Genomic DNA, 25,812 nt, shown 5'->3' with positions numbered 1-25,812 from the left:
CAGACGCCGACCCCATGAGCCCCGACAATCCCGCGCTCACGGTCGCCGCCCTGCTGCTGGCGGCGCTTGCCACTGTCGGCATCGGATTCTATGGAGTGCGCCTGTCCCGCACGACTTCCGACTTCCTGGTCGCCTCACGCACAGTGGGTTCGCGGTGGAACGCGGCCGCGATCTCCGGTGAATACCTCTCCGCCGCTTCTTTTCTCGGCGTCGCCGGATTGATCGCCAAGTACGGCGCGGACGCCCTGTGGTATCCGGTGGGTTTCACCGCGGGCTATCTGGGTCTGCTGATGTTCGTGGCGGCGCCGCTGCGCCGATCCGGCGCGTACACCGTGCCGGACTTCGCCGAATTCCGATTGGGATCTATTCGGTTGCGGCGCATGGCGGCTGGTCTCGTTGTACTGGTGTGCGCGGTCTATCTGATCCCCCAGTTCCAGGGCGCCGGACTGACCCTGCACATTCTGCTCGGGGTGCCTGCGTGGGTGGGTGCGGTCGCCGTCGGCGCGATCGTCTTGGTGAATGTGATCGGCGGCGGTATGCGGTCGGTGACGCTGGTGCAGGCATTCCAATACTGGCTGAAATTGACCGCGGTGGCGGTGCCCGCGCTGGTGCTCGGGATGCATTTCCTGGCCGATGAACGACCGGTCGCCACGCCCGTGCCACCGACCGTCGACGAACGAACCGCCGTCGATATCTCCACCGATGTGGTGGTGCACCTGGATGTTTCACAGCGGGTCACGATCACCGGGACGCTCGACGGGCACGCGGTCGAGGGGCCGGTCGTGCTGACACCGGGCGATCACACCCTCGCCTCGGGCACCGAATTGATCCTCGCGCCGGGTTCGGCCGTCCCGGTGGTGGCCGGCGCACCGGCCGACGGCGCGAGCTGGGTGGCTCCCGGCGGCGGCTTCGGCGGGGAACATCCCCAGTACCAGGTGTTCTCGCTGATCGTGGCGACCTTCCTCGGCACCATGGGACTGCCACACGTGCTCGTGCGCTTCTACACCAACCGCGACGGACCGTCGGCGCGCCGGACCGCGCTGACCGTGATCGGGCTGGTCGGCGTCTTCTACCTGTTCCCGATCCTGCTCGGCGTCTTCGCCCGGCTCTACGTGCCGCAACTGCTGATCACCGGCGCCTCCGACGCGGCGGTCGTACTGCTGCCCGGCGCGGTTCTCGGCGGCCTCGGCGGACAACTGCTGGCCGCGTTGGCGGCGGCCGGGGCGATCGCGGCGTTCCTGTCCACCTCGTCGGGGCTGCTGGTCAGTCTGGCGGGCGTGCTCAGTACCGACGTGCTGCGCGGGCGGATCCGGGACTTCCGGCTCGCCGCCCTGGTCGCGGGCCTGGTCCCGCTGACGCTCGCGGTGACCGTCGCGTCCCTCGATCTGTCGCGCACCGTCGCCCTCGCCTTCTCGGTGGCCGCGTCGACGCTGTGTCCGCTGCTCGTGCTCGGCATCTGGTGGCGCGGACTCACCGCGACCGGCGCGGCCGCTGGCATGCTCACCGGCGGCATCACCGCGGGCGGCGCGACCGTGCTGGCAGTGCTCGGTGGCGTCTCCCCCGACCTGGCGAACGGCTGGCCCGCCGCGATCGTCGACTATCCGGGCGCGGTCAGCGTGCCACTGGCCTTCGCCGTCACCATCCTGGTCAGCCTCGCCACCACCGGCCAGGATCCGCGGACGGTCGCCGGGGTCTTCCTGCGCATGCACGCGCCCGAACGACTCGGGATGAGCGCCGATCGCGACCCCGAAAACGCCACTCACCGGTGATCTCGGGCCGACCGTTCGTCGCACCACATCGACCGCTCACCGCACGGGCGGCCACCTTCACCGAGTGACCCACGCCACACCATCATGCACCCGCCTCCGGGGACCTACCGTCATCTCCACGCACGACCCCCCTTCACGCTAGGACGACCGGCATGACCCAAACCGACACCGAGGCGCCAGATCCGCGCACGCCGAGTGCCGACGAATGGCTCGCGGTACAGGCGAGTCCGCAGTTCCAAGAGCTGCGAAACCGTCTGCGCCGCTTCATCTTCCCGATGACCGCGCTGTTTCTGGTGTGGTACCTGAGCTACGTGTTGCTCGGCGCCTACGCGCACGACTTCATGGCACAGAAGGTCTTCGGCAACATCAATGTGGGCCTGCTGCTCGGACTCGGGCAGTTCGTCTCCACATTCCTCATCACCGGGCTCTACGTCCGTTTCGCCAACCGTGAACTGGACCCGCGTGCCGCGGCCATCCGCGAAGAACTCGAAGGGGGCCAGGCATGAGCGTCACCCTTGCCGCGTCTTCGACGGTGGGCAATCCCATCGCCAATATCGCCATCTTCCTGCTGTTCGTCGCGGTCACCATGGTCGTGGTGATCCGGGCCAGCCGCAACAACGCCAGTGCCGCGGACTATTTCACCGGCGGGCGCGGCTTCTCCGGTCCGCAGAACGGCGTCGCCATCGCCGGTGACTACCTGTCGGCCGCGAGCTTCCTCGGCATCGCGGGCGCGATCGCCGTCTACGGCTACGACGGGTTCCTGTATTCGATCGGGTTCCTCGTCGCCTGGCTCGTCGCGCTGCTGCTGGTGGCCGAGATGCTGCGCAACACCGGCAAATTCACCATGGCCGATGTGCTCAGCTTCCGGCTCAAGGAAGGCCCGGTGCGCACCGCGGCCGCGCTGACCACCCTCACCGTGTCGCTGTTCTATCTGCTCGCGCAGATGGCGGGCGCCGGCGGCCTGGTCGCGCTGCTGCTCGATATCTCCAGTCGCGCGGGACAATCCGTCGTGATCGCCGCCGTTGGCGTGCTGATGATCGTGTACGTGCTGGTCGGCGGCATGAAGGGCACCACATGGGTGCAGATCATCAAGGCGGTGCTGCTGATCGCGGGCGCCGCGCTGATGACGGTGATGGTGCTGGCCAAGTTCGGCTTCAACTTCTCCGACATCCTCGGTGCCGCACAGGAATCGGTGAGCGAGTCCACCAGCAAGGCGGTCGCCGCCCGCGATGTGCTCGCGCCCGGCGCGCAGTACGGCGGCAGTGAGATGTCCAAGCTGAACTTCCTGTCGCTCGGCCTGGCACTGGTACTCGGCACCGCGGGTCTGCCGCACGTGCTGATGCGCTTCTACACGGTGCCGACCGCGAAAGAGGCTCGGCGCTCGGTGGTGTGGGCGATCGGCCTGATCGGTGCCTTCTACCTGTTCACCCTGGTGCTCGGTTACGGCGCGGCGGCCATCGTCGGCCCGGACAAGATCCTCGCCGCGGCGGGTGGCCAGAACTCGGCGGCGCCGCTGCTGGCGTTCGAACTGGGTGGCGTGATCCTGCTCGGGGTGATCTCGGCGGTCGCGTTCGCGACGATCCTCGCGGTCGTAGCCGGACTCACCATCACCGCCTCGGCCTCGTTCGCGCACGACATCTACGCCAGCGTGCTCAAGAAGGGCAACGTCGACGAGGTCAAGCAGGTGCGGGTCTCGCGGATCACCGCGGTGGTGATCGGCGTGCTCGCGATCGGTCTCGGCATCCTCGCCAACGGCCAGAACATCGCGTTCCTGGTGGCGCTCGCCTTCGCGGTGGCGGCGGCGGCGAACCTGCCGACGATCCTGTACTCGCTGTTCTGGAAGCGCTTCAACACCACCGGCGCGCTGTGGTCGATGTACGGCGGCCTGATCTCGACCATCGTGCTCATCGTGTTCTCGCCCGCGGTGTCGGGCAACAAGACCGCGATGATCAAGGGTGCCGATTTCGACTACTTCCCCCTGGCCAACCCGGGCATTGTGTCCATTCCGCTGGCGTTCGCACTCGGCGTGCTCGGCACCTACCTGGGTGGCCGTGGCGAGCAGGTCGATCAGGCCAAGGCCGCGGAGATGGAAGTCCGGTCCCTGACCGGCGTCGGTGCGGAGAAGGCGATCTCGCACTAGCGCCACCCCTGCCCGTGCCGGTGGTTCGCCCCACCGGCACGGGTTGTTCCCCCACGTTTTCGAAGGAGAGTTTCTTGTGACCAGTTACCCGCCCGCCCAGGGTTTCGTCGAGCAGGCCAATGCCGATGCCGCGCTGTACGAGCAGGCGCGCACCGATCGCGACGGTTTCTGGGCCGAGCAGGCCAACCGGTTGCACTGGCACAAGCCCTTCACCGAGGTGCTCGACTGGTCCGACGCGCCGGTCGCGCGCTGGTTCGGCGACGGCGAACTCAACGTCGCCTACAACTGCCTCGACCGCCACGTGCTCGACGGGCACGGCGACCAGGTGGCCATCCACTGGGAGGGCGAGCCTGGCGATTCCCGGGCCATCACCTACTCGGAACTGCTCGATGAAGTGTGCAGGGCGGCAAATACTTTCACTACGCTCGGCCTCGTCGCCGGTGATCGGGTCGCGATCTACATGCCGATGGTGCCCGAAGCCATTGTGACGATGCTGGCGTGCGCGCGGCTCGGGCTCACCCACTCGGTGGTGTTCGCCGGGTTCTCCCCCACCGCCTTGCGTCAGCGGGTCGACGACGCCGAAGCCCGGCTGATCGTGACCACCGACGGGCAGTGGCGGCGCGGGAAGCCCGCCGCGCTGAAGTACGCCGTCGACGAGGCGCTGGGTTCGGATCCGTCCAGCGTCGAGCACGTGCTGGTGGTGCGCCGGGTCGGCCTCGACGTCCCGTGGACCGAGGTGCGCGATCTGTGGTGGGACGAAACCGTCGCTGTCGCTTCGCCTTCGCACGAGGCACAGGCCTTCCCCGCCGAGCACCCGCTGTTCATCCTCTACACCTCCGGCACCACCGGAAAGCCCAAGGGGATTCTGCACACGACCGGTGGATACCTCACCCAGACCGCCTACACCCATCACAACGTCTTCGATCACAAAGCGGGACAGGACGTGTACTGGTGCACCGCCGATATCGGCTGGGTGACCGGGCACAGCTACATCGTCTACGGGCCGCTCGCCAACCGCGCGACTCAGGTGGTGTACGAGGGCACTCCGAACTTCCCCGACGAGAATCGTCATTTCGAGATCATCGAGAAGTACGGCGTCACTATCTATTACACCGCGCCCACGCTGATTCGGACCTTCATGAAATGGGGCCGCGAGATCCCCGACGCCCACGACCTGAGCACCCTGCGGCTGCTCGGCTCCGTCGGCGAACCGATCAACCCCGAAGCCTGGCGCTGGTACCGAGAAGTGTTCGGCGCAAACGCGACTCCGATCGTCGACACCTGGTGGCAGACCGAGACCGGCGCCATCATGATCGCGCCGCTGCCGGGCGTCACCGCCACCAAGCCCGGCGCCGCGATGGGCCCCCTGCCGGGGATCTCCGCCAAGGTCGTCGATGACGAGGGCACGCCGCTGGCTTCCGACGAATCCGGGCTGCTCGTCCTCGATCAACCGTGGCCGTCGATGCTGCGCGGCATCTGGAACGACATGGACCGCTACCGCGAAACCTATTGGCAGCGTTTCGCTTCCGAAGGCTGGTACTTCGCCGGCGACGGGGCCAAGCTCGATGCCGACGGCGATCTGTGGATCCTGGGGCGCGTCGACGACGTGATGAATGTGTCCGGGCACCGCATCTCCACCGCCGAGGTGGAATCCGCGCTCGTCGGGCATCCCGCTGTCGCGGAGGCCGCCGTGGTCGGCGCGTCGGACGAGACCACCGGTCAGGGGATCGTCGCGTTCGTCATCCTCACGGGCTCGGCCGCCGCGGCCGAGGAGCTCGTCGCCGAGCTGAAGGCGGCGGTCTCGCTGGAGATCAGCCCGATCGCGCGGCCGCGCGAGATCCACATCGTGCCCGAGCTGCCCAAGACACGCAGCGGCAAGATCATGCGCCGACTGCTGCGCGATGTCGCCGAGGGCCGCGAACTCGGCGACACCTCGACACTGGTCGACCCGACGGTGTTCGAGTCGATCGCCACTGCGTGACGGATCGGTGCCGCGACGTAGCGGCCCGCGTCACGACGGACGTCCGATGGCGCGGGACCGGCCGTCCCGCGGCGCGGGCGCGCGGACCCGAATCCGCCGAAAGGACACAGCGTGAGCGCGCCGGATGGACGTAGCCCGCGCGGTACCGGGCATGCTGGGACGGTGGAGATACCAATGTTCCCGCTGGGTGCGGTGCTGCTACCCGGCGAATCGCTGTCATTACAGATCTTCGAGCCGCGGTACGTGGCGCTGGTCGAGGACTGCATGGACGGTCGGCGAGAGCCGGAATTCGGTGTCGTGCTGATCGCGCGTGGGCACGAGGTGGGTGGTGGTGAGGTGCGCACGGAGGTGGGCACCGTCGCCCGGATCACTGAGGTGATCGAGCTGCCCGGGTCTCGGTACCGGCTGCGCTGCAAGGGAACCGAGCGTCTCCGTATCGAGCAGTGGCTCGATGACGCGCCCTATCCCCAGGCTCTGGCGCAGGTCTGGCCCGACGGGCCCACCGACGGCGACGGCGAGTTGCTGTCTGGTCTCCGCGAGCGCGCGGCCCGCCTGCACGCGCTGACCGCACAGTTCGCCCGCCGCAACGGCATCCGTCGCCCGCCGCCGTCGGCCTCGCTCGACGAGCTGTCCGACGATCCGACCACTCGCTCCTACGAGCTCGCCGCTCGCCTGCCGATCGGCCCGACCGACCGCCAGGCGGCGCTGTCCGCCCCGGACCCCCACAGTCGGCTCGTGGCGCTGTCCACCGCGGTCGACGACGCGATCGCGATGATGGAGTTCCGCCTGCTGTGATGTAGTCCGACGCGAAGCCGCACCGGAAATGCACCACGCGAGTCCAGGGCCGAGGACTGATAAGCGAAGGGCCGCAGCAGATTCGGCGATGATCGCAGATCGGCGACTCTCCGGTCAGTCCGGTGCGGCGATGGTGATCACGATCTTGGCCCGAGCATGTTCGGTCTCCATGTACTCGATAGCGGCAGGCGTTTCGGCGAGCGGATAGGTCCGGTCGACGGCCGGGCGGAGCTTGCCCGATTCGATCAGTCCGCGGAGCTCGGTCAGGGACTCCGGAGTCTGCTCCGCGAGGGGAGCACGGATGGCCGGTTTCACGAACGGACGGGCCAGCTGCCCGCGCGCGAGCAAGCCGACCGGGCCGAACCAGCTGCCACCGTCGAAGTTGCCGCCGCCGGACATGACCAGCGTCCCGGTGGGTTCGACGAGGCGAAGCAGTGCGCGCAGGGTCCGGGTTCCGGCGAGGTCGAGGACGGTGTCGTAGCGGCCGGTCACGGTATCGCGGGTGTAGTCGAAGACGTGCTCCGCGCCGAGCGACCTGGCCGCCTCGACGTTGCGGGTACTGCACACCGCGCTGACTTGCGCGCCCTCGGCCCAAGCGATCTGGACCGCGAAGGTGCCGACCCCGCCGGAGGCACCGATGATCAGCACCCGCTCACCGACATCACGCAGACAGGTGAGGGCGGTATTGGCGGCCAACGGCACCGCCGCCGCTTCCTCGAAACTCAGATTCGCCGGCTTCCGGTCGAGCAATGCCCGCGGCACCGCGAGGTACTCCGCGAACGCGCCGCTGACCGCCTCCCCGAAAACCTCGTCACCGGCAGCCAGATCGTTGACGCCGTCCCCCACCTCCTCGACCGTCCCCGCGAAATCACCGCCCGGCACCGGGTTCGCCGGTCCCCGCCGGCCGAAGACCGACCGATCCATCCACCGCGCGATCTTCGGATCGCCCCGCATCACATGCCAATCCCGCGCATTCACCGACGCGGCGTGCACCCGAACCAGCACCTCCCCCGCTCCCGCCCGCGGCCGCTCGACCTCCGCCACCGACAACATCGCCGATGACCCGTAAACCTGCTGCACAATCGCCCTCACACCGACAACGCTAGGCGCCCCGACCACCCGCCCACATCAGGGAATCCCCCGATGCTCGGCGGAGATTCAGCCCGTCGCGGTTCGTTTCGATCAGCCGGCGGAGAAGTAATGGCCGTTGTCCAGATCGGCGAGCAGGCCGGGCTGAGTGGGTTCCCAGCCGAGGGTTCGGCGAGTGATGAGGTTGGACGCCGGGTAGCTCTGCGTGACGATGTTCGCGAGGAAACCGAAGTATCCCGGCACCATCAGTTCGTCCGCGGGAATGCTCACTGCGGGCAGGCCGAGACGGCTGCCGATGGCCTCGGCGATCTCGCGGAGTGGGATGGCCCCGTCCCCCACCGCGTGCCAATATTTGCCGGCCTGCCCCTTCTCCAGGGCCAAGCGGAACACGGAGGCGACATCGCGGACGTGCACGGCGTTCCACAGGTTCGCGCCGTCTCCGGGGTAGCCGACGAAGCCCTTCTCCTTCGCGAGCGCGATCAGCTGCACGAGGAAGCCTGCAGGATCGGTCGTGCTGTGTGCGATGTTGGCGAACCGCACGACCGAAGACCGCACTCCCCGCTCGGCGAGGCCGACTACGGCGGTTTCCACGACATTGCGAACCCGCAGGGTGCCCTTGTACTCATCGCCGCCGGGAAGGGCCGGGTCCTCCTCGGTGGCCGGCCGGCCCAGGCTCCCGGCTGAGCCGATGCTCCCCGCTGCGACCAGCGGCTTTCCGGTCCCCGCGAGTGCCTCGCCGTACGCGAGGACGATCGGGAGTTCCGCGGCGGCCACGGCGTCGATCCCGCCGACCGGAAGCAGGTCTTGCCTGTGCGCGACGTGGATGACGCCGTCGGAGTCTGCGGCTGCCTTCGCGAGCCCGTCGAGATCCTCGAGGTCGCCGCGACGCACCTTCGCGCCGAGCGCGGACAAGGCCGCCGCGGCCATGTCCGACCGGGCCAGGCCGGTGACCTCGTGCCCGGCGGTGATGAGCTCGGGGATGATGTACGAACCGGAGTGGCCGGTCCCGCCGGTGACGAAAACGCGCATGCTGCTGTCCTTCTGAGGATGGTGGCGGGCGGCATTTCTCGTGCCGTAGATCGACTGACGTGATGGCACGCGAGAAGTGGTGGTGCGGGTGCGCTCAGCCGCGAAGGTTGACGCCGAGAGAGAAGTTGAAGTCCCCCACGCCATTACGGGCCAGGCTGATCATCAGCACACCCACCCCTTCCAGCCAGCGCGCCATCTCCAGGCCGCCGACATCCAGCGGGCGCAAGCCGAGGCTCTCGATGAACGCCGACACGCTCGCCTTCGCCCGCGCGTCGTCGCCGGCGAAGAGCACGTCCAGCGGGCCGCCCTGGGCCAGGATGTGGCCGAAGACGGTGTTGAACGCCTTCACGACATTCGCGCTCGCCGGGACCGCATCGGCGATCTCCTGCGCGCCGGAAGTGCCGTCAGGGGTGACCAGCCCCGTGGCGTCGGCGGTGGAGGTGTTGGAGATGTCGATGACGACCTTGCCGGCCAGCGCGTCCCCGTACCGGTCGACGACCGGCACGGCGCTGGCGTACGGCACGGCGAGGATGACGAGGTCGCCCGCCGGGGTGGTGCCGAATGTCCCGGCCGTGGCGCCGCCGCCGAGCGCGGCGGCCACTTCCGCGGCTCTGGCCGGGTCGCGGCCGATGATCTCGACGGCGTTGCCGCCGGCGAGCGCCCGGGCGGCCAGCGTGCCTGCCATGTTTCCCAAGCCGATGATGCTGACGCTGCTCATGGGTATGCCTGCTTTCTGGATCTGGATAGGACGCATTCAGATTCGGGGCCCTGAAATCAAGTCCCGATGTCGAATTCCGATGCCGAATTCGCTTTGGCCCCAATGGGTATCGATCAGGTAGGCACCTATTGAGGATGCCATTCGACCTGCGTGGCCGTCCAAGACCTCTTTCGGCCGTGGTGATACCTTGAAGGCATCACCGGACCGGGAGGTTTCCATGGATCTGGACCCGCGCAAACTGCGCTACTTCCTCGCCGTCGCCGACACGCTGCACTTCGGCCGCGCCGCGGAAGAGCTGCATATCGCGCAGCCCGTACTCAGCCGGCAGATCCGCGCGCTGGAACACGATCTCGGCGCCTCGCTGTTCACCAGGGATCGCCACGGCGTGGCGCTGACCGACGCCGGCCGACAACTGCTGGCCGACGCCGGTCCGCTGCTCGCCGCCGCGGACGCGGTCCGCCGCCGGGTGACCGTGGCCGCCCACGGCAGCCGGCGGCTGACGGTCGGCTTCCGGACCGGCATCCCGGTCATCCCGGCGGCGAAGGCGTTCGGGGCTCGACATCCGGACGTGGTCGTGGATGTGCAGCGGATCGAATGGGATGACCAGGCCCCGATGCTGCTCGACGGCCGCATCGACGTCGGCTATGTGCGGCTGCCCATCGACGAGACCGGCCTGCGCGTGACCCCGCTGTACACCGAGCCGCTCATGGTGGTGCTGCCCGCAGGCCACCGGCTGGCAGGCAAGGAGGAGGTCACCGAAGCCGACCTGGCCGGTGAGCCGCTGGTCTGGCATGCCGACCCGAGCACGCATCCCACCACGCGCCCGCACCCCGACTCCGGGCTGCGGGTGCGCGACGTGGAGGAGAAGCTCGAGCACGTCGCGGCCGGCCGGGGCATCTCGTTCGTCGGGCGATCGGAGACACTGTTCTACTCACGTCCCGACATCAGCTACGTACCCATCCCGGAACTCGCACCCGGCCAGGTGTGCCTCGCGATGGCGGCATCGCGCACCTCGCCGCTGGCCGACGACTTCCTCACCGCGGCGCGAGCGACGGCCGAGATCACGGCAGAATGTGGGGACCATGAGGCTCATTCAGGCGGCACCGAACGCTTCGAAAACTTCGGGGATTTCGAGGCCTTCGGTGCGAGAGGAGGCGACGGCCTCGGCACGCAGCAGTAGTCGTGACAGCACCTCGGGATCGGACAATATCGAATTCGGTCGAACCGGGAGCGGCTGTAGGTCGTTGACAGGGAAGGAGCCGGTCGGCGTGACGGCCATACTTTGATCGGAGAACGACCGATGACCATCATTGATTGCTCGCTGAACCGTCGTACCGCCGTCGTGGGTGCGGGCGCACTGGCCGTTGCGGCGACGCTGACCGCTTGCGGTAGCTCGGCGACGAGCGAATCGGCGCCCGCCGCGCCGGCCGAACCCGGGGCACCGGCAGGCGCGCTGGCCAAGGTGGCGGATGTTCCGGTGGGTGGTGGGGTGATCGTCGGCGACACGGTGGTCACGCAGCCGACCGCGGGCAATTTCGTCGGGCTGTCGTCGACCTGCACGCACGCCGGATGCAAGGTCGCGACCGTGGCCAAAGGGACCATCAATTGCCCTTGCCACGGCAGCCGGTTCGGGCTCGACGGTGCCGTGCGCGGCGGTCCTGCCAACGAGCCGCTGGCCGCCAAACCTGTTCGCGTCGAGGGGGAATCGATCGTTCCCGCGTAATCCGAACGCGCGCCACACCCGCACCGCGACATTGCCGGCAGTGCGGGCGTGACGATTCGATCAGCCTGCGTCCATCATTTCCGACATGCGCCGTTCCATTTCTTCCGCAGACACATCTTCGATGTGGGTGGCCACGGTCCAGCGGTGACCCCACGGATCCTCGAAGGCGCCGCTGCGGTCGCCGTAGAACTGGTCGGTCATCGGAGTGGTCGCGGTAGCGCCCGCGTCGAGCGCCGCGGCGAAGGCGGCGTCCGCGTCGGCGACGTACACCATCAGGTTCACCGGGGAGCCGCCGACGGTTTTCGGGTCGATGAAGCCGATCTCGGGGACGGGGTCGCCGACCATCAGCACCGAGTCGCCGACGAGCAGTTCACTGTGCACGATGGTGCCGCCCGGGCCGTCCATCTTCATGCGCACGGTAGCGCCGAAAATGGCGGTATAGAAGTCGATCGCTGCGGCCGCTCCCGCGCACGCCAGGCCGGGACAGATCCGCGGATAGCCTTCGGGGAACGGTGAAACATCAGACATCGGATACCTCCGTGTCGAGAGTGATGTTCGGACGACCCCAGCGTATTCCCCTCGCGTGCTCGGGGAAAGGTCGTCGCTTCTTCGGCCATCCGTTGAGATCAGGACTAGTAGAACTCGTTTTACTCCTGTAGAACTTGTTTCAGGTTTAGAACCTGTTTCAGTTTTGCTGTCGAAGTCGGAGGGCCGGGACGTGCGCTACGGGGTTGTCTTGTTCACCAGTGACCGGGGCATCGCGCCCGCCGATGCGGCGAAGGCCGCCGAAGACGCGGGATTCGACGCGTTCTACGTCCCGGAGCACACCCATATTCCGGTGGTGCGGGCCGCGGCCCATCCGCAGACCGGCGACTCATCGCTGCCCGACGACCGGTATCTGCGCACGCTCGACCCGTGGGTCGCGCTGGCCACCGCCGCCGCGGTCACCGAGCGGATCACCCTGTCGACAGCGGTGGCGCTGCCCGCCGAGCACCACCCGATCACCCTCGCCAAGACCATCGCCTCGCTCGATCACCTGTCCGGTGGACGGGTGGAGCTCGGCGTCGGATTCGGCTGGAACACCGATGAACTCGCCCATCACGGCGTCCCCGCGAACAAGCGGCGCACGGTGTTGCGCGAGAACCTCGACGCGATGCGGGCGCTGTGGTCCCAGGAGGAAGCCGAATTCGCCGGCGACTTCGTGAAATTCGGCCCGAGCTGGTCCTGGCCGAAGCCGGTGCGCGCCGGGGTTCCGGTGTTGCTCGGAGCGGGCGGCACCGAGAAATCGTTCGGGTGGCTGGCCGCCAACGCCGACGGGTGGATCACCACCCCGACCGAAGGTGACCTCGGCGCCAAAGTGGAGCTCCTGCACCGGGTCTGGAAGGAAGCAGGCCGCGACGGCACCCCGCGGGTGATCGCGCTGGCCGGACGTCACAATGCCGAGCAGCTCGCGAGCTGGGCCGACCAAGGCGTCACCGAGGTGGTCTTCGGGCTTCCCGACAAGAGTGCCGACGAGGTCCGCGGCTACCTCGGCCATCTCGGCGGGAAGCTCGCCGTATCGGCGTGAACCCGAGCCGGTCTCAGCCGCGGAGCTTGCGCACTTGCGCCGCGGTGAGATCGGCGAGCACGCCGGGATCGACGACTTCCGGCGCCGTGACGACAACCTGAACCAGCGTGTTCCCCACTTGCACAAGCGATGTCGCCGACGTGAGGGTGAGTCCCTCGCTCGAGGCGGTCAGGGTGAACGCCGCGCCCGCATCACCCGCGGGTGGCTGTGCGAGCGCGCTGGTTCGATACTCGATCCGCACGCCCTCGTCTTCACCCGAATAGCTGGTACAGCGCCGGGGTTGCGCCTGCAGGGCTTCGAACGCGGGAGCCAAGGCGGTATCCGGATAGCTCGCCGCGTCGATATCGATCGTGGCGAAACTCGGCCCCGCGAACTGCACCGACGCGGCGGCAGCCGACCCCGGCCACTGCTGCGAGATAGGCGAGAGCAGGCGGGCGCAGTCGGGCGGATCGGTCAGCGCCTTCGCGGGGACCGCGGGCGCCTCGGACTCGGCGCGCGGCGGCACCGCGGCGAAATCACCGGGGAGATCCGTGGCGGCGAGCAGGCCCGCCGACAGCTGTGCCGGATCCCGCACGACGGTGCCGCTGCCGGGCGCGGCGGTTACCGGCCCTGTCCACGGCACGCACGATCCCGCCGAGCCGCACTCGTCCTCATCGGACCCACAGCCCGCGATCCCGACCAGCCCCACGCACGCCGAAGCGACTGCGCCGACGCGCAGCACACTCACCCGCATCATTCCGTCCAGGAAACGCGCGTCGACTGCGTCTGGACCAGCGTGCTCACGCTTCGCTCGTCACGATAGGTCTGCTGACCACCGATCTCGATCGAACCCGAAACCGGCAGCGGCATCCCGAGATCGATAGTGATCGAGCCGACACCTTCCATCACGTAATTGTCGATGTCGAGCTCGCCCGCGTCGTTGGGCAACTCCCACACCATGTCGGTGGGCGTCTGATTCACCTGCAGGTCGATGGTGAGCCGGTCACCCTCGCGGCTGGTGAGCGTGGCCGTGGTGATCTGGTCCAGGGTGACCGCGCCGGTGATCTTCTGATGCACCGTCCACACCGCACCGATGCCGACGGGCTGGTCCGGGAACGCGATCGACTGGTACACCGCCTGGTAGAAGGCCTGTTCGAGCGCGGCCCGCGCGTTGTTCGGGGTGTCCGGCGACGGAGCCATGCGCAGCTCGGTGATCGCGCCGAGATCGCTCATCCCCAAACCGGCGTGTGACCCGTCGGCCGAGGTGAAGGCCTTGTTGAGCGCCGGGTCGGGGGTGGTGACCGCGCCGACGGTGAGGTCGACGCCATCGGCGCCCGCGCGCGCGATCATCGGGATGGTCAGCGCGGCGGGCGAGAAGTCGCGGGCCGGCTGATCGTTGACCTGCTGCTGGATTCGGTAGTCGGTGCGCAGCGTCACCTCCTGGGTGGTGCCCGCGACATAGCGCGGCCGCAGCAGATCGCGCGGCTCCTCGCCGGGCGAGATCATCGTGGTGACCGCCGCCGAGATCGGCACGGTGACTTCCTTGCCGATGCCGAGCGGTTCGGTGCCGTCGACCTCCGCGGCCGGGGCCGAGCGGTCGGCGCACCCGGCGCCGAAGGTCGCGAACCCCAGCACGAGCGCCACCAGTAACACCCCGGGGCGCGCGACGCGGGGTAAGCGAGATCTAGACAACACCGTCACAGCCATCAGCGTACGACCGCTTCCTGAGTAACACCTGGGACTCCTCGGCACCGCGGCGCAGGCCAGATCACCACTAGGGAATGATGGACGCGTGAGTGAAGACCGGCCAACCGACAACGCTGCCGTTCCCGAGACCGGCGACGACTCCGTCCCCCCGTCGGCCGCTGCCGTGCCCGAGGCCATCGAGAAGGCGAAACCCGCTGGTCGCCGTCGTTTACCGATGTTGCTGATCATCGCCGTCGTGCTGTTCGGGCTCGACCTGCTGACCAAATGCCTCGCGGTCGCCTTCATCGACCCGGGCGAATCGGTGCCGATCATCGGCGATTTCGCGCGGTTCACCCTGGTGCGCAATCCGGGCGCGGCGTTCTCGATGGCGACCGGCATGACCTGGCTGCTCACCCTGATCGCCGCCGCGGTGGTGATCGGGGTGATCCGGATCGGGCGCACCCTGCGTTCGCTGTGGTGGGCCATCGGTCTCGGCATGGTGCTCGGCGGGGCGCTGGGCAACCTGGTCGACCGGCTCTTCCGATACCCAGGCCCGCTGCAGGGCCATGTGGTCGACTTCGTCGCCGTCGGCTGGTGGCCGGTCTTCAATGTCGCCGACTCGGCCATCGTGTGCGGGGCGATCCTGCTGGTCGCGCTCACCGTGTTCGGTTTCGAACCGGACGGCACCCGCAGCGGTCGCAAACACACCGAGGAGACCGTATGACCGAGTCAGGGCCCGGAGGCGGCAGCTTGCGTAACCACGGAGGGCCCCTCGGGCATACGCAGGAGGACGCTGCATGAGAGAAACCAGAACGATGCCCGTTCCCGATGGCCTGGACGGGATGCGGGTGGACGCGGGACTCGCCCGGCTGCTCGGCCTCTCGCGGACCGCGGTGGTGGCGCTGACCGAGGACGGCTCGGTGCAGATCGACGGGGTCGCCGCGGGCAAGTCCGACCGGCTCACCGCGGGCGCGTGGCTGGAAGTGATCTTCCCCGAACCCAAGCGCGAGCTGACGGTCGAGGCCGCCCCGGTCGAGGGGATGAACATTCTCTACGCCGACGACGACATCGTCGCGGTGGACAAGCCGATCGGCGTCGCCGCGCACTCCGGTGTCGGCTGGACCGGCCCGACCGTGGTCGGCGGCCTGGCGGCGATGGGCTATCGCATCTCCACCTCGGGCGCGCACGAACGGCAGGGCATCGTGCACCGGCTCGACGTGGGCACCTCCGGGGTGATGGTGGTGGCACAATCCGAACACGCTTACACGATGCTCAAGCGCGCCTTCAAGGAACGCACGGTCGACAAGCAATACCATGCACTCGTGCAGGGACACCCGGATCCGAGCAGCGGCACCATCGATGCGCCGATCGGGCGCGCGCGGGGCAATGCCTGGAAGTTCGCGGTGACCGGCGACGGCAGGCCCAGCGTCACCCACTACGACACCATCGAGGCGTTCCAGGCGGCCAGCCTGCTCGACGTGCACCTCGAGACCGGCCGCACGCACCAGATCCGGGTGCACTTCTCGGCGGTGCGCCACCCCTGCGCGGGTGACCTCACCTACGGCGCCGACCCGACGCTGGCCAAACGCCTCGGCCTGGAACGGCAGTGGCTGCACGCGCGTCAGCTCGGCTTCCACCACCCCGCCGACGGTCGCTGGCTCGAGATCACCAGTGAGTACCCCGACGATCTGGCGGGCGCCTTGGACGTATTACGCAATGCCTGACGACCCGCGGTCGTCCGAACCAGCGCCGGACACGGCGTCGGACGAGCGCGGGGATTCACCGGCAGCACACGCGGGCACCCCGGCCGACGGCCACGGGGATCCGGCCGCCGCGGTCGGCAGCGGTTCGCCCGAGGATGCCTCCGCTGCGGCCCTCGGCAACATGCCGGCGGAAACACCTGCCGCGGAGGAAGACTCGCGAGAACGACGGGTTTCGCTCCGCAACTCGGTGATATTCGGGATCACGGCGATCGGTGCGGTGATCCTGCTGGTGATCGCGTTCCGCGAACCGCCGCCCGCGTCGGCGGTGACCACCGATCGGCTGGGGCCCGCACCCGGCGAGCAGGTCGAGCAGTACCTGGTCGACGCGAGGAAATCCCTCGGCGGTGGCGATGCCGACCAGCATTGGGCACTCGTGTCGTTCACCGAATACGTGGCGCCCCAACAGCTTCCGGCAGTGGCCGACGGGTTGCGGATCTCCGGGGTGATCCAGCACGTGCCGATCGATCGGGTCCAGACGCCGGTGATCACCGTCGCGACTCCGGGCGGTGACGAGCCCGCGGTGAAGTCCGGCGAGGCCGCGGCGGGTCTGGTCGCGACCCAGCGGTTCCGCGATCAGCGCAGCGCCGACATCGCCCGCGTCACCGCGAGCCGCTTGCGGGCAGGCTGCGCGTGCACGGCCGGGATCGTGGTGCGCGGCACCCTGCCCCAATTGCGTGATCTCGCAACACAACCCGGTATCAGGGCCGTACAGGCACTACCGCCCGACGCTGTCGCGGGCCGGTTCGCGGTGAGTCCGCTCCTGCCCGGCAGCAGCGACACCGTCACACCCGTTCCCGATGACGGCCCGGTCCCGACCGAGTAGATCTCACCCGGCGCCGTCAGGTGGCGCGGCGGATGTCGGCGATATCCCACAGCGCGCGGGCCCGATCGACGTCTCCGGCCTGGTCATAAGCAGCTGCCATCAAATCCAGCGCATCGATGTCGAGTCGATCGATCTGCCCGATGAGATCGGCGAACAGATCGTCCAGGTCGTCGGGGGTCACCGGGTGGTCCCTGGACGATGCGACAGCTTTACCTCCATAACCGGCAAAGGTACTCCAACACCCAATGTACGTACGGCACAAGGGTTCTCGAGGAACCACCGGCCCCGGTCAGCGCTCGGTCACGCCCCTTGCGCCCCCACCGGGGGAAACAGCTTGCCCGCGCCGCCGGAGCGCCGCGCCTGTACCCACCAGGCCAGCTCGACCAGCACGATGCCGATCGCACCGCACACCACCGCCGCCAGCGTCAGCCGCGGGTTGGAGGGGTCGAGCTTGAAGAACTCGCGGGTGAACGGGATCGTGAACAGCGCGACATAGGCCAGCACCGAGACCGCGATCAGCACCACCTTCCACCACACATACGGGCGCGCCACCAGCACGAGCACCCACACCGCGATCATGATCAGCGTGATCAGCGCGGTGGTACCCGCCTGCACCTTCTGCGTTTCCGAGGCCTCCGGTCCGGCGTAGGCGATGAGGTAGGCCACGAAAGTCGCGATGCCGATCACCACACCCGAGGGCACGGCCAGCCGCATCACCCGGCCGACGAAGCCGGTGCGCGCGCGCTCGTTGTTGGGCGCGAGCGAGAGCACGAAGGCGGGGATGCCGATGGTGAACCACGCCGCGATGGTGACGTGGCGCGGCAGGAACGGATACCCGATGGGGTCGTAGCCGAAGATCTGCGAACCGACGCCCGCGATACCGACCAGGAACGCCAGCAGTACCGAGTACACGGTCTTGGTGAGGAACAGGTTCGAGACGCGTTCGATATTGCCGATCACCCGGCGACCCTCCCCCACCACATACGGCAGGGTCGCGAACTTGTTGTCCAGCAACACGATCTGCGCCACCGCGCGGGTGGCCGGGCTGCCCGCTCCCATCGCGACACCGATATCGGCGTCCTTGAGGGCTAGCACGTCGTTCACGCCGTCACCGGTCATGGCGACGGTGTGCCCGCGCGACTGCAGGGCACCGACCATCGCGCGCTTCTGATCGGGACGCACACGGCCGAAGGTGGTCTCGTGATCGAGGACGTCGGCGAGCGCGGTCTGATCGTCGGGCAGGGTGCGCGCGTCGACGGCGTGGTCACCGCCGGGCAGGTCGAGCGAGGAGGCGACAGCGCCGACGGACACGGCGTTGTCGCCGGAGATCACCTTGATCGAAACCTGCTGGCTCGCAAAGTACTCGAGGGTCTCTTTGGCGTCGGGGCGCACCTTCTGTTCGAGCACGACCAGCGCGGCGGGTTCGACCGTGCCGGGCGCGTCGTCGGCGTCGACCGGGCGGTCGCTGCGCGCCAGCAGCAGCACGCGCAGACCCGACGAGCCGAGCTGCTCGGCGTGGGCGGCATCGCCGGAGGCGGGGTCGAGCAGCACGTCGGCGGCACCGAGCAACCAATCACCGTGGGCGCCATAGGAAATGCCGCTCCACTTCTTGGCCGAGGAGAACGGCGCGATGGCGGTCTGTGACCAGCCGGGCGAGTCGGGCAGCGCTTCGGCGATGGCCTGGACGCTGGCGTTGGGGCGCGGGTCGTCGCCGGCGAGTGCGGCCAGCACGGCCTTCACCTGCGCCTCGTCGAACGCGCCGAGTGGTTCGACCTGCGCCAGGCGCATGCCGTTCTCGGTGAGGGTGCCGGTCTTGTCGGCGCACACCACGTCGACGCGGGCCAGACCCTCGATCGCGGGCAGTTCCTGCACCAGGCACTGACGTTGCCCCAGGCGCACCACACCGACCGCGAACGCGATCGACGTCATCAGCACCAGACCTTCGGGCACCATCGGCACCAGCGCGGCGACCATGCCGGTGACGGCCGGGCGCCACGATTCCCCGCTGGAGACCAGCTGGTTGTAGATGCTGAGCAGGCCGGCGGGGATGAGCAGGTAGGTGATGAATTTCAGGATCTTGTCGATGCCCGACCGCAATTCGGAGTGCACCAGCGTGAACTTGCTGGCTTCCTCTGCCAGTTTCGCGGCGTAGGCGTCTTTACCGACCTTGGTGGCGCGGTAGGCGCCCGAACCCGACACCACGAAGCTGCCCGACATCACCGGCGCGCCGACGCCCTTGTCGATCGGGTCGGCCTCACCGGTCAGCAGCGACTCGTCGATCTCGAGCGCGGCGGCCTCCTCGACCTCACCGTCGACCACGATCTGGTCGCCGGGGCCGAGCTCGATCAGATCGTCGAGCACCACCTCGCCGGGCGCGACCTGCTCGGCGACGCCGTCGCGGCGCACCGTCGGCTTGGCCTGGCTGACGATCGCCAGCTCGTCCAGGGTCCGTTTCGCCCTGACTTCCTGGATGATGCCGACCGCGCTGTTGGCGACGATGAGCAGCCCGAACATGCCGTCGATGATCGAGCCGGTCGACAGGACCAGCAGGAACAGCACACCGAGGATGGCATTGATGCGGGTGAACACGTTCGCGCGGACGATCTCGCCGACCGACCGGCTCGCCCTGGCCGGGACGTCGTTGGTGCGCCCGTCGCGGCGGCGCTCGTCGACCTGTGCGGCGGTGAGCCCGGCAGCTGCCGGTTCCTGCACGGAAATGGACATGCTCGTCAGATTAGCCGGTCGTATCATGGGATGAATGCAGCGCAGCTCATCCCCGCCCGGTGTCGTTTTCGGCGCGGGGGCCTACCTCATCTGGGGTTCGTTCGCCGCCTTCTTCGGGCTGCTGGCATTCGCCGCACCTGCCGAAGTGGTGGCGCAGCGGATCGTCTGGACGCTGGTCGTGGTGCTGGCCGCGCTCACGCTGACCGGGCGGCTGGGTAGCCTGCGCGGGATCGATGCCAGGACCTGGCGGATGGCCGCCGCGGCCTCGGCGGCGTTGTCGCTGAACTGGGGTGTGTACGTCTTCGGCGTCACCACGGGCCACATCGTGGAATGCGCGCTCGGCTACTTCATCAATCCGCTGGTCACCGTCGCCTTCGGGGTGCTGCTGTTCCGGGAGAAGCTCACCAGGGCGCAGTGGGTGGCGTTGGGGCTCGGTGCGCTGGCGGTGGTGGTGCTGACCGTCGATTACGGCAGGCCGCCGGTGATCGCGTTGATCCTGGCCTGCTCGTTCGCCACCTACGGCCTGGTAAAGAAGGTGATCCGGCTCGACGCGCTGCCCGGCATCGCGGCCGAGGGCATCGTGGCCGTGCCGTTCGCGCTGGCGTTCCTGATCGTCCTGATGGCCACCGGCCGCAGCGAAATGGCCTCCAGCCCCGCCCATTTCGGCCTCATGCTCGCCACCGGGCCCGTCACGCTGCTCCCGCTGCTGCTCTTCGCCGTCGCGGCCAAGCGAGTCCCGCTCTCGACCATGGGCATCCTCCAATACCTCACCCCGGCCCTCCAGATGGCCTGGGGCGTGGCGGTCATGCACGAACCCATGCCGCCCTCCCGGTGGGCCGGTTTCGCCCTGATCTGGACGGCGCTGGCGGTGTTCACCACCGACGCTCTGCTGCGAGCGCGCCGCAACCGGCAGCCCTCGGTCGCCGAGGCCACGGACGTAACCGCGCGATAGCCCCCTTCGGTGTCACATCGGCAGCTCGATTCGGTGTCACACCGGTGTGAATCGCCGGTGGATCACAAGCCGACCGGTAGGCTCGCTAATCGGACAATCGGATAGTGGGCACCCGAGAGGGGTGGGTTCTGTGCACGATGCGGGGTACTCGGATCGGGTCGCCGGAGTGCTGGTCGGCACCGCCGCCGGTGATGCGCTGGGGGCGGGCTACGAGTTCACGCAGCCGGGGCCGGACACGGTGGTCGACATGGTCGGCGGCGGGGTATTCGACTGGGCGCCGGGTGAGTGGACCGACGACACGTCGATGGCCGTCGCCGTGGCCGTGGCCGCTGCCAGTGGGCCGGGAATCGATCTCGACGCGGTCGCGGCGGGGTTCGTCTCCTGGTACGACTCGAAGCCACCCGACATCGGGAACCAGACTCGAAACGTCTTGTCCGCCAGGCCGTCCTCCGCGCTGGACATGCAGGCCGTGGCGATGTCGCTGACCGGGCGCACCGGCGGTAACGGCTCACTGATGCGGACCGCGCCGGTCGCGTTGGCCTATCTCGACGACGCCGCCGAATGCGTCGCGGCCGCGGGCCGGGTCGGGTTGCTCACGCACCACGACGAGAACGCTGTCGAGGCGTGCAAGATGTGGACCTACGCGATCCGGCATGCCGTCCTGAACGCCGATTTCGACGGGGTTCGCGAATACGTCAGCGGCTCACCGCAATCCGCGTACTGGACCGACCGGCTCGACGAAGCGGAGAAGGGCACACCCGCCGACTTCCCGAACAACGGCTGGGTGGTGCACGCGCTGCAGACCGCGTGGTGGGCGATCACGACCACCGATCAATCGACGCCCGAGCACCTTCCGCTCGCGCTCGAGGCGTGTGTCCGTGCGGGCAACGACACCGACACCACCGCGGCCATCGCGGGCGGTCTGCTCGGCGCCCGCTGGGGAGCCTCCGCGGTCCCCGCCCGCTGGCGCGCCATCCTGCACGGCTACCCCGGCCTCACCGGCGCCGACCTCCCGGACCTCGCCCTGCGCATAGCCACCAACTCCCGTTAGCCAGGCCGGCAGCCGGACCGGCGCGCTGTGCCGCCACCTCACGGCCGCCACGGTCGATCACCGCAGTGGAGCGAAACGCCGGGGGCTATACGCGACCGGCCGACGCTCAGGCGGCGATTCGGCTCGACGCTCGACCGGTGACTACCAGGCGGTGATGACGGGGCCCGGAGTCCATGTGCCCCAGCGGTTGCCGGAGTTGATATCCACCTGCGCGGGAGTGGCGGTGGTGTCGAGGGGCAGGTACTGCTCGAGGGAGCCCCAGTCCCGGTCCCAGTCGTTGTTCAGGTACGTCGGGAGGGTGCGGGCGGTGAACAGGAGCTGAGTCCAGCCGAGGGGGCCGCCGCCGTCGTGGCCCTGCCAGAGGTTGGTGATGGTGGCGCCGTTGCGGTCGGGCAGGATGCGGTATTCGGGGAGCTCGGCGACACCGTTGTAGGTGGGCATCTGGTTCTGGCACGGGAAGTGCAGTCCCACCGCCCAATCCAGGAGCACCGGTGCGTCGCGGCCGACCAGCGCGCTGAGCGTGGTGGTCTGCGGCATGCGCGGCGGAGTGACCGCGAGCCACTGATCGGGGCCGAGATCCTTGTCTGCGGCGACCAGGCGGACAACGCTCGTCTCCGACGGCAACTGGTCCATCGGGATCCGCAGATTGCGCCACATCGGCGCCGGGCCGATGTCGGTCGGCGCGATCCGGCCGGTCACGGTGACGCTGCCGTCAGCCGCGGCGGTGCCGTACTCGACAGCCAGTTCCTGGCCGGGGTGGACGATGCCGTCGGCGTCCACGGTGCGGATTCGCCCGGCCACCGACATCGCCAGCAACGGGCCGCGTGGGCCGTCCGGGAGGCGGAACCAACCGGTGGTCAGCGCCGCGGGCTCCTGCGTGCCGGGGCGGTAGCTGCCGAGCACCGGCGTGGTCGCGGGGTCGAGACCGAACGGGAGCTGCAACGAGCCCTGTCGCGATTCCGAGCCGGCCGAGGTGGAGGCGTCGCGCAGTTTGTCGGGGTCGTCGGACACCGAATTCGCTTGCCCGGTGGTCGATTCCACCTCGTCCGAGGTGAGGACCGGTGCGACGCCGTCGGCCCGGAAGCCGGTGGATTCGGTGCCGTTCATCGTCGCGGGCATGTCACCGGACAGCGGCGCGAGCATCGAGGCGTTCGGGTCGGTTTCGACGAGCACCTCATCAGCCATGCCGCACCCTCCGGCGAAGGCCGCCGAGAAGTTGGATTCGGCGAGGGAGTACGCGGGGTACTGGGCGACGGTGGCCTTGGCGAAGGAGGCCACTTCGAACAGCACCATCATCGCGGCGGCGATGGCGAGGACCGGCATCCCGGCGAACCGCCCCACCTCGGCCTTCGGATTCAGGTTCGGGTGGACGTGGAACCATGCCGCCACGGCGAGCGCCACCAGGGTAAGGCCGACGAACAAGGTCGAGACGCCGTAACCGGCGACCGTCGGCGGCTTGTCCCACCAGGGGATTCCCCACGAGGAGACGTACCAGTACCCGTTGGCACCGACCCAGGTCATCGACAGTGCGAAGAAGACACCAGCGGCGAACAGCGCACGGTTGCGCATCGGCCGCAGGACTCCTGCGCTCACCGCGACCGCGGTCACCGCGGCGACACAGGTCGCCAAGCCCGCGAAGACACCGAACTGGTGGGTCCACTTGGTGGGCGAGAACATCATCAGCACCATGGCGGCGAGGGTGATGCCGAGCATGCGCCGGACCGGGCCGACCGCGGTTCCGGGGATGTGGCCGCCGCGGCGCAGCATGACGGCGGTGCAGACGATGAGGCCGATCAGCATCGCGAAGACACCGAATCGCCTGGTCAGCCAGCCATCAGCGTTGAGCTGCAGCAGGTATTGGTAACGCAGGAATTCGAAGAACCAGGACTCCCCCGGCCCGATCACGTTGTGCACGGCGAACATCTCCCGCACACCGGCGAAGGTCCGGTCGGCGAAGACGACGGTGAGCACCACTGTGCCCGCTGCCAGGATCGGCAGCAGTTGCGCGAGGTAGCCCACCGACTTCGACCGCGCCACGATCATCGCGGTGACGACACGCGCACCGGCCACCAGCGCGCCGAGGCAGATCAGGCCCGACGGTGCGCCGGTGAGGGTGAACGCGGCCACGATCACGGCGACGGCGAACGGCACGAGTCGTCGGGTCGCGATTGCTCGTTCGACCGAGACCCAGGTGACCAGAACACCCAGCGCGACCACGAATTCCGCGCGCAGACCGTTGTTGTAGGGCAGCCAGAAAGCCAGGAAGACGAAGGCCGCGGTCCAGGTGGCGACACGTTCGCGGCGCACCGCCACACCGAGGCGCGGCAGCACTTCGCGGCTGATCAGCCACCAGGTCAGCACGCCCGCGCCGAGGGCAGGCAGCCGGACCAGCGGGCTCACCGCGGAGATGTGGGTGAGCCAGCCGATGATGTCGACGTACGGGGTGTAGAACGGCCCCTCGTCCACGCTGAACCACCGGTAGTAGTTCGACATGTTGCCCGAACTGCGCGCCCCCCTCGCCATCCCGAGGATGTAGCCGTCGTCGGAGGTGTTGGCGCCGATGAAATGCCAGACGAGCAGCACCGAGAACACCAGCCAGTCGACCGGGCGCAGCCGCCACCAGCGTTGCGGCAGGAATCGACGCGCGGAGCGGCCGTCGAGGGCGTCGAGGCGGTGCAGGGCGAACAGCGCCACGGCGGTGGCGAGCAGGCACAGCACGATCGCGGCCAGTTTGAGCCAGGTCGGCGAGGACGTGTAGCGGGCGTCGACGTCGACGCGCACCGCGAGGTCCGCGGGGGCGGCGCCGGTCAACTCGCTGAATACGCCGACGACCTGGGGACGCAGATCGGCGGCCACGGTGGCGCCTTCACCGAGACCGGTTGTGGTGACAGTGGATTCCTGCGGGGTGATCGCGATCGTCAGCGCGCAGGAGCGGTCGAGCACCTCCGCCAGTGGCGCCGTCCACACCAGTGTCGAGCGCGAGACGACGTCCACGCGGCCGGGGCGTTCCGCGGTATCGGCGACCACTTTGACGACGAAGCCGTACTTCTCCATGTCGGCCGACTGGCGTGGCACGGTCGAGACCGCGACACCGCCGGTGGCCGCCAGCGAACTCAACGAGGCGCACGGCACCGTGGCCGACAAGGCGGCGGGCGCGTAGGCGATGAGCGGCGATTCCACCGCGGCGGGCGAACCCTGCTGGGGCCACGACACCGTCGCGGCGTCGACCCGGACGGGCAGGAACGGGATCACCGCGGCACTGAGAATGCCGATCAGTCCCGCGACGATCGCGACGATGCGCGCCCACCCCGGGCGATCACGTCGCGCCGGCTCCGACACATCCTTGGGCGGATGCCCCTGCCGCACGATCGTCTCTACCACGGGGCCCGATAGTAGCCGCGCCACCGGCAGCAGGCGAAACACCGTCTCGACTCGCACGCAAAAGCCCCGTCCGGAAACCTCCGAACGGGGCTCGAGCGGGGCAGATCAGGGGCAGGCGACCGAGGTCTGACCCAGGTTGGTCATCATGCCGCAGGCCCACGACTTCTGGACCTTCCACTTGCCCTCTTCGGCCACGAACGGCACGTCGACGACATTGGTCTGACCGTTGACCGTGAAGTTGGCCTTCGCGTTGACGCTGTCACCGAAGGAGGTCACCTCGGTGACCTGCACCTGGACATTGGCGTCCGAGGCGGCCTGGGCCAACCGGTTCGGCAGCTCGGGGTCGGCCTCGCCGCCCTGCACGAAGTCCAGCTTCTGGTCGTTGGGGACCGACGGGTCGAGCGCGGTGGTGAGCTGCTGGTTGAGCTCCTCCACGGTCGGCACGGGGGGCAGGTCCGCGGCGGCCGAGGCCGAAGCCTTCGCGCTGGTGGTGGTTTTGGCGGCGGGCTTGTCACCCTTGTCGTCGCTGCACGCGCTCAGGCCGAGGGCGGCGACCACGGCCAGTCCGGCGATCGCTACACGTCCGGTCGTACGAAGCTTCAACTGCTCGTCCTTTGCGTTCGAGGGGGGCGGGATTCCATC

23 protein-coding genes are annotated in these 25,812 nt (G+C 68.7%); 13 read left to right on the top strand and 10 right to left on the bottom strand.

The features are described 5' to 3' along the window. The first annotated feature begins 14 nt into the window (after positions 1–14). The 5 genes from ACQHI0_RS04870 (at position 15) to ACQHI0_RS04850 (ending at position 6,685) form a co-directional block, all read left to right on the top strand. Positions 15–1,769, top strand: a complete 1,755-nt coding sequence (locus tag ACQHI0_RS04870) for a cation acetate symporter (RefSeq protein WP_427906725.1) — start codon at positions 15–17, stop codon at positions 1,767–1,769. Between the two features lie 152 nt (positions 1,770–1,921). After that, a complete protein-coding gene (locus tag ACQHI0_RS04865; RefSeq protein WP_427906724.1) occupies positions 1,922–2,275 on the top strand; it encodes a DUF485 domain-containing protein in 354 nt (117 codons plus the stop codon). Beyond that, the gene (locus ACQHI0_RS04860) at positions 2,272–3,909 is read left to right on the top strand and encodes a solute symporter family protein (protein WP_427906723.1); all 1,638 of its coding nucleotides are present in this window, start codon (positions 2,272–2,274) and stop codon (positions 3,907–3,909) included. Before ACQHI0_RS04865 ends, ACQHI0_RS04860 begins: the two co-directional genes overlap by 4 nt. A 76-nt stretch (positions 3,910–3,985) precedes the next feature. Beyond that, complete coding sequence (acs, locus tag ACQHI0_RS04855) at positions 3,986–5,890, top strand: acetate--CoA ligase (protein ID WP_427906722.1); 1,905 nt, start codon at positions 3,986–3,988, stop codon at positions 5,888–5,890. Positions 5,891–6,001: 111 nt separating this feature from the next. Further along, the gene (locus ACQHI0_RS04850) at positions 6,002–6,685 is read left to right on the top strand and encodes an LON peptidase substrate-binding domain-containing protein (RefSeq protein WP_427906721.1); all 684 of its coding nucleotides are present in this window, start codon (positions 6,002–6,004) and stop codon (positions 6,683–6,685) included. Between the two features lie 114 nt (positions 6,686–6,799). Here the strand turns inward: ACQHI0_RS04850 and ACQHI0_RS04845 are convergent, their stop codons facing one another. From ACQHI0_RS04845 to ACQHI0_RS04835, 3 genes are all read right to left on the bottom strand, one after another. After that, entirely contained in the window at positions 6,800–7,777 is a 978-nt protein-coding gene (locus ACQHI0_RS04845; protein ID WP_427906720.1) for an NAD(P)-dependent alcohol dehydrogenase, read from the bottom strand. Positions 7,778–7,867: 90 nt separating this feature from the next. Continuing rightward, positions 7,868–8,803 carry an SDR family oxidoreductase gene (locus ACQHI0_RS04840; protein WP_427906719.1) on the bottom strand — a complete coding sequence of 312 codons (936 nt, stop codon included), beginning with the start codon at positions 8,801–8,803 and terminating at the stop codon, positions 7,868–7,870. A gap of 94 nt (positions 8,804–8,897) precedes the next feature. Further along, entirely contained in the window at positions 8,898–9,521 is a 624-nt protein-coding gene (locus ACQHI0_RS04835) for an NADPH-dependent F420 reductase (RefSeq protein ID WP_427906718.1), read from the bottom strand. 217 nt (positions 9,522–9,738) lie between these two features. On the opposite strand from ACQHI0_RS04835, the gene ACQHI0_RS04830 reads away from it, so the two are divergent. Both ACQHI0_RS04830 and ACQHI0_RS04825 read left to right on the top strand, forming a co-directional pair. Then, positions 9,739–10,701: a LysR family transcriptional regulator gene (locus ACQHI0_RS04830; RefSeq protein WP_427906717.1), complete on the top strand. Its 963-nt coding sequence runs from the start codon at positions 9,739–9,741 to the stop codon at positions 10,699–10,701. A 120-nt stretch (positions 10,702–10,821) separates the two neighbouring features. Further along, positions 10,822–11,244, top strand: a complete 423-nt coding sequence (locus ACQHI0_RS04825) for a ubiquinol-cytochrome c reductase iron-sulfur subunit (RefSeq protein WP_427906716.1) — start codon at positions 10,822–10,824, stop codon at positions 11,242–11,244. Between the two features lie 60 nt (positions 11,245–11,304). On the opposite strand, the gene ACQHI0_RS04820 is transcribed toward ACQHI0_RS04825, so the two are convergent. Beyond that, positions 11,305–11,772 carry a VOC family protein gene (locus ACQHI0_RS04820; RefSeq protein ID WP_427906715.1) on the bottom strand — a complete coding sequence of 156 codons (468 nt, stop codon included), beginning with the start codon at positions 11,770–11,772 and terminating at the stop codon, positions 11,305–11,307. A gap of 190 nt (positions 11,773–11,962) precedes the next feature. Here ACQHI0_RS04820 and ACQHI0_RS04815 point away from each other — a divergent pair, with 190 nt between their 5' ends. Then, positions 11,963–12,811, top strand: coding sequence for a TIGR03619 family F420-dependent LLM class oxidoreductase (locus ACQHI0_RS04815; RefSeq protein ID WP_378660517.1), 849 nt, complete (start codon positions 11,963–11,965; stop codon positions 12,809–12,811). 13 nt (positions 12,812–12,824) lie between these two features. Here the strand turns inward: ACQHI0_RS04815 and ACQHI0_RS04810 are convergent, their stop codons facing one another. Both ACQHI0_RS04810 and ACQHI0_RS04805 read right to left on the bottom strand, forming a co-directional pair. Next, a complete protein-coding gene (locus tag ACQHI0_RS04810) occupies positions 12,825–13,547 on the bottom strand; it encodes a hypothetical protein (protein WP_427906714.1) in 723 nt (240 codons plus the stop codon). After that, a complete protein-coding gene (locus ACQHI0_RS04805) occupies positions 13,544–14,497 on the bottom strand; it encodes a hypothetical protein (RefSeq protein WP_427906713.1) in 954 nt (317 codons plus the stop codon). The genes ACQHI0_RS04810 and ACQHI0_RS04805 overlap by 4 nt, the downstream gene beginning before the upstream one ends. A gap of 85 nt (positions 14,498–14,582) precedes the next feature. Here ACQHI0_RS04805 and lspA point away from each other — a divergent pair, with 85 nt between their 5' ends. From lspA to ACQHI0_RS04790, 3 genes are all read left to right on the top strand, one after another. Next, the gene (gene lspA, locus ACQHI0_RS04800) at positions 14,583–15,200 is read left to right on the top strand and encodes a signal peptidase II (RefSeq protein ID WP_427906712.1); all 618 of its coding nucleotides are present in this window, start codon (positions 14,583–14,585) and stop codon (positions 15,198–15,200) included. 73 nt (positions 15,201–15,273) lie between these two features. After that, positions 15,274–16,200 (top strand): RluA family pseudouridine synthase, encoded by a 927-nt coding sequence (locus ACQHI0_RS04795; RefSeq protein ID WP_427906711.1) that lies wholly within the window; start codon positions 15,274–15,276, stop codon positions 16,198–16,200. Next, positions 16,193–17,062: a hypothetical protein gene (locus ACQHI0_RS04790; RefSeq protein WP_427906710.1), complete on the top strand. Its 870-nt coding sequence runs from the start codon at positions 16,193–16,195 to the stop codon at positions 17,060–17,062. Before ACQHI0_RS04795 ends, ACQHI0_RS04790 begins: the two co-directional genes overlap by 8 nt. 16 nt (positions 17,063–17,078) lie before the next feature. Here the strand turns inward: ACQHI0_RS04790 and ACQHI0_RS04785 are convergent, their stop codons facing one another. Next, a complete protein-coding gene (locus ACQHI0_RS04785) occupies positions 17,079–17,243 on the bottom strand; it encodes a hypothetical protein (protein WP_427906709.1) in 165 nt (54 codons plus the stop codon). Positions 17,244–17,362: 119 nt separating this feature from the next. Continuing rightward, positions 17,363–19,786 carry a cation-translocating P-type ATPase gene (locus tag ACQHI0_RS04780; RefSeq protein WP_427906708.1) on the bottom strand — a complete coding sequence of 808 codons (2,424 nt, stop codon included), beginning with the start codon at positions 19,784–19,786 and terminating at the stop codon, positions 17,363–17,365. A 34-nt stretch (positions 19,787–19,820) separates the two neighbouring features. Between ACQHI0_RS04780 and rarD the strand changes: the two genes are divergently transcribed. Together rarD and ACQHI0_RS04770 are read left to right on the top strand one after the other, a co-directional pair. Next, positions 19,821–20,738: an EamA family transporter RarD gene (gene rarD / locus ACQHI0_RS04775; RefSeq protein ID WP_427906707.1), complete on the top strand. Its 918-nt coding sequence runs from the start codon at positions 19,821–19,823 to the stop codon at positions 20,736–20,738. A 121-nt stretch (positions 20,739–20,859) separates the two neighbouring features. Continuing rightward, the gene (locus ACQHI0_RS04770) at positions 20,860–21,789 is read left to right on the top strand and encodes an ADP-ribosylglycohydrolase family protein (protein ID WP_427906706.1); all 930 of its coding nucleotides are present in this window, start codon (positions 20,860–20,862) and stop codon (positions 21,787–21,789) included. Between the two features lie 141 nt (positions 21,790–21,930). On the opposite strand, the gene ACQHI0_RS04765 is transcribed toward ACQHI0_RS04770, so the two are convergent. Together ACQHI0_RS04765 and ACQHI0_RS04760 are read right to left on the bottom strand one after the other, a co-directional pair. Further along, positions 21,931–25,170, bottom strand: a complete 3,240-nt coding sequence (locus ACQHI0_RS04765; RefSeq protein ID WP_427906705.1) for an arabinosyltransferase domain-containing protein — start codon at positions 25,168–25,170, stop codon at positions 21,931–21,933. A gap of 105 nt (positions 25,171–25,275) precedes the next feature. After that, the gene (locus ACQHI0_RS04760) at positions 25,276–25,773 is read right to left on the bottom strand and encodes a hypothetical protein (protein ID WP_427906704.1); all 498 of its coding nucleotides are present in this window, start codon (positions 25,771–25,773) and stop codon (positions 25,276–25,278) included. Positions 25,774–25,812: the final 39 nt, after the last annotated feature.

It is taken from the genome of Nocardia sp. FBN12 (genome assembly GCF_050320175.1).
Classification (GTDB): domain Bacteria; phylum Actinomycetota; class Actinomycetes; order Mycobacteriales; family Mycobacteriaceae; genus Nocardia.
The sequence above is the reverse complement of the archived record's forward strand: the minus strand, read 5'-3'. Positions and strand labels throughout refer to the sequence as shown.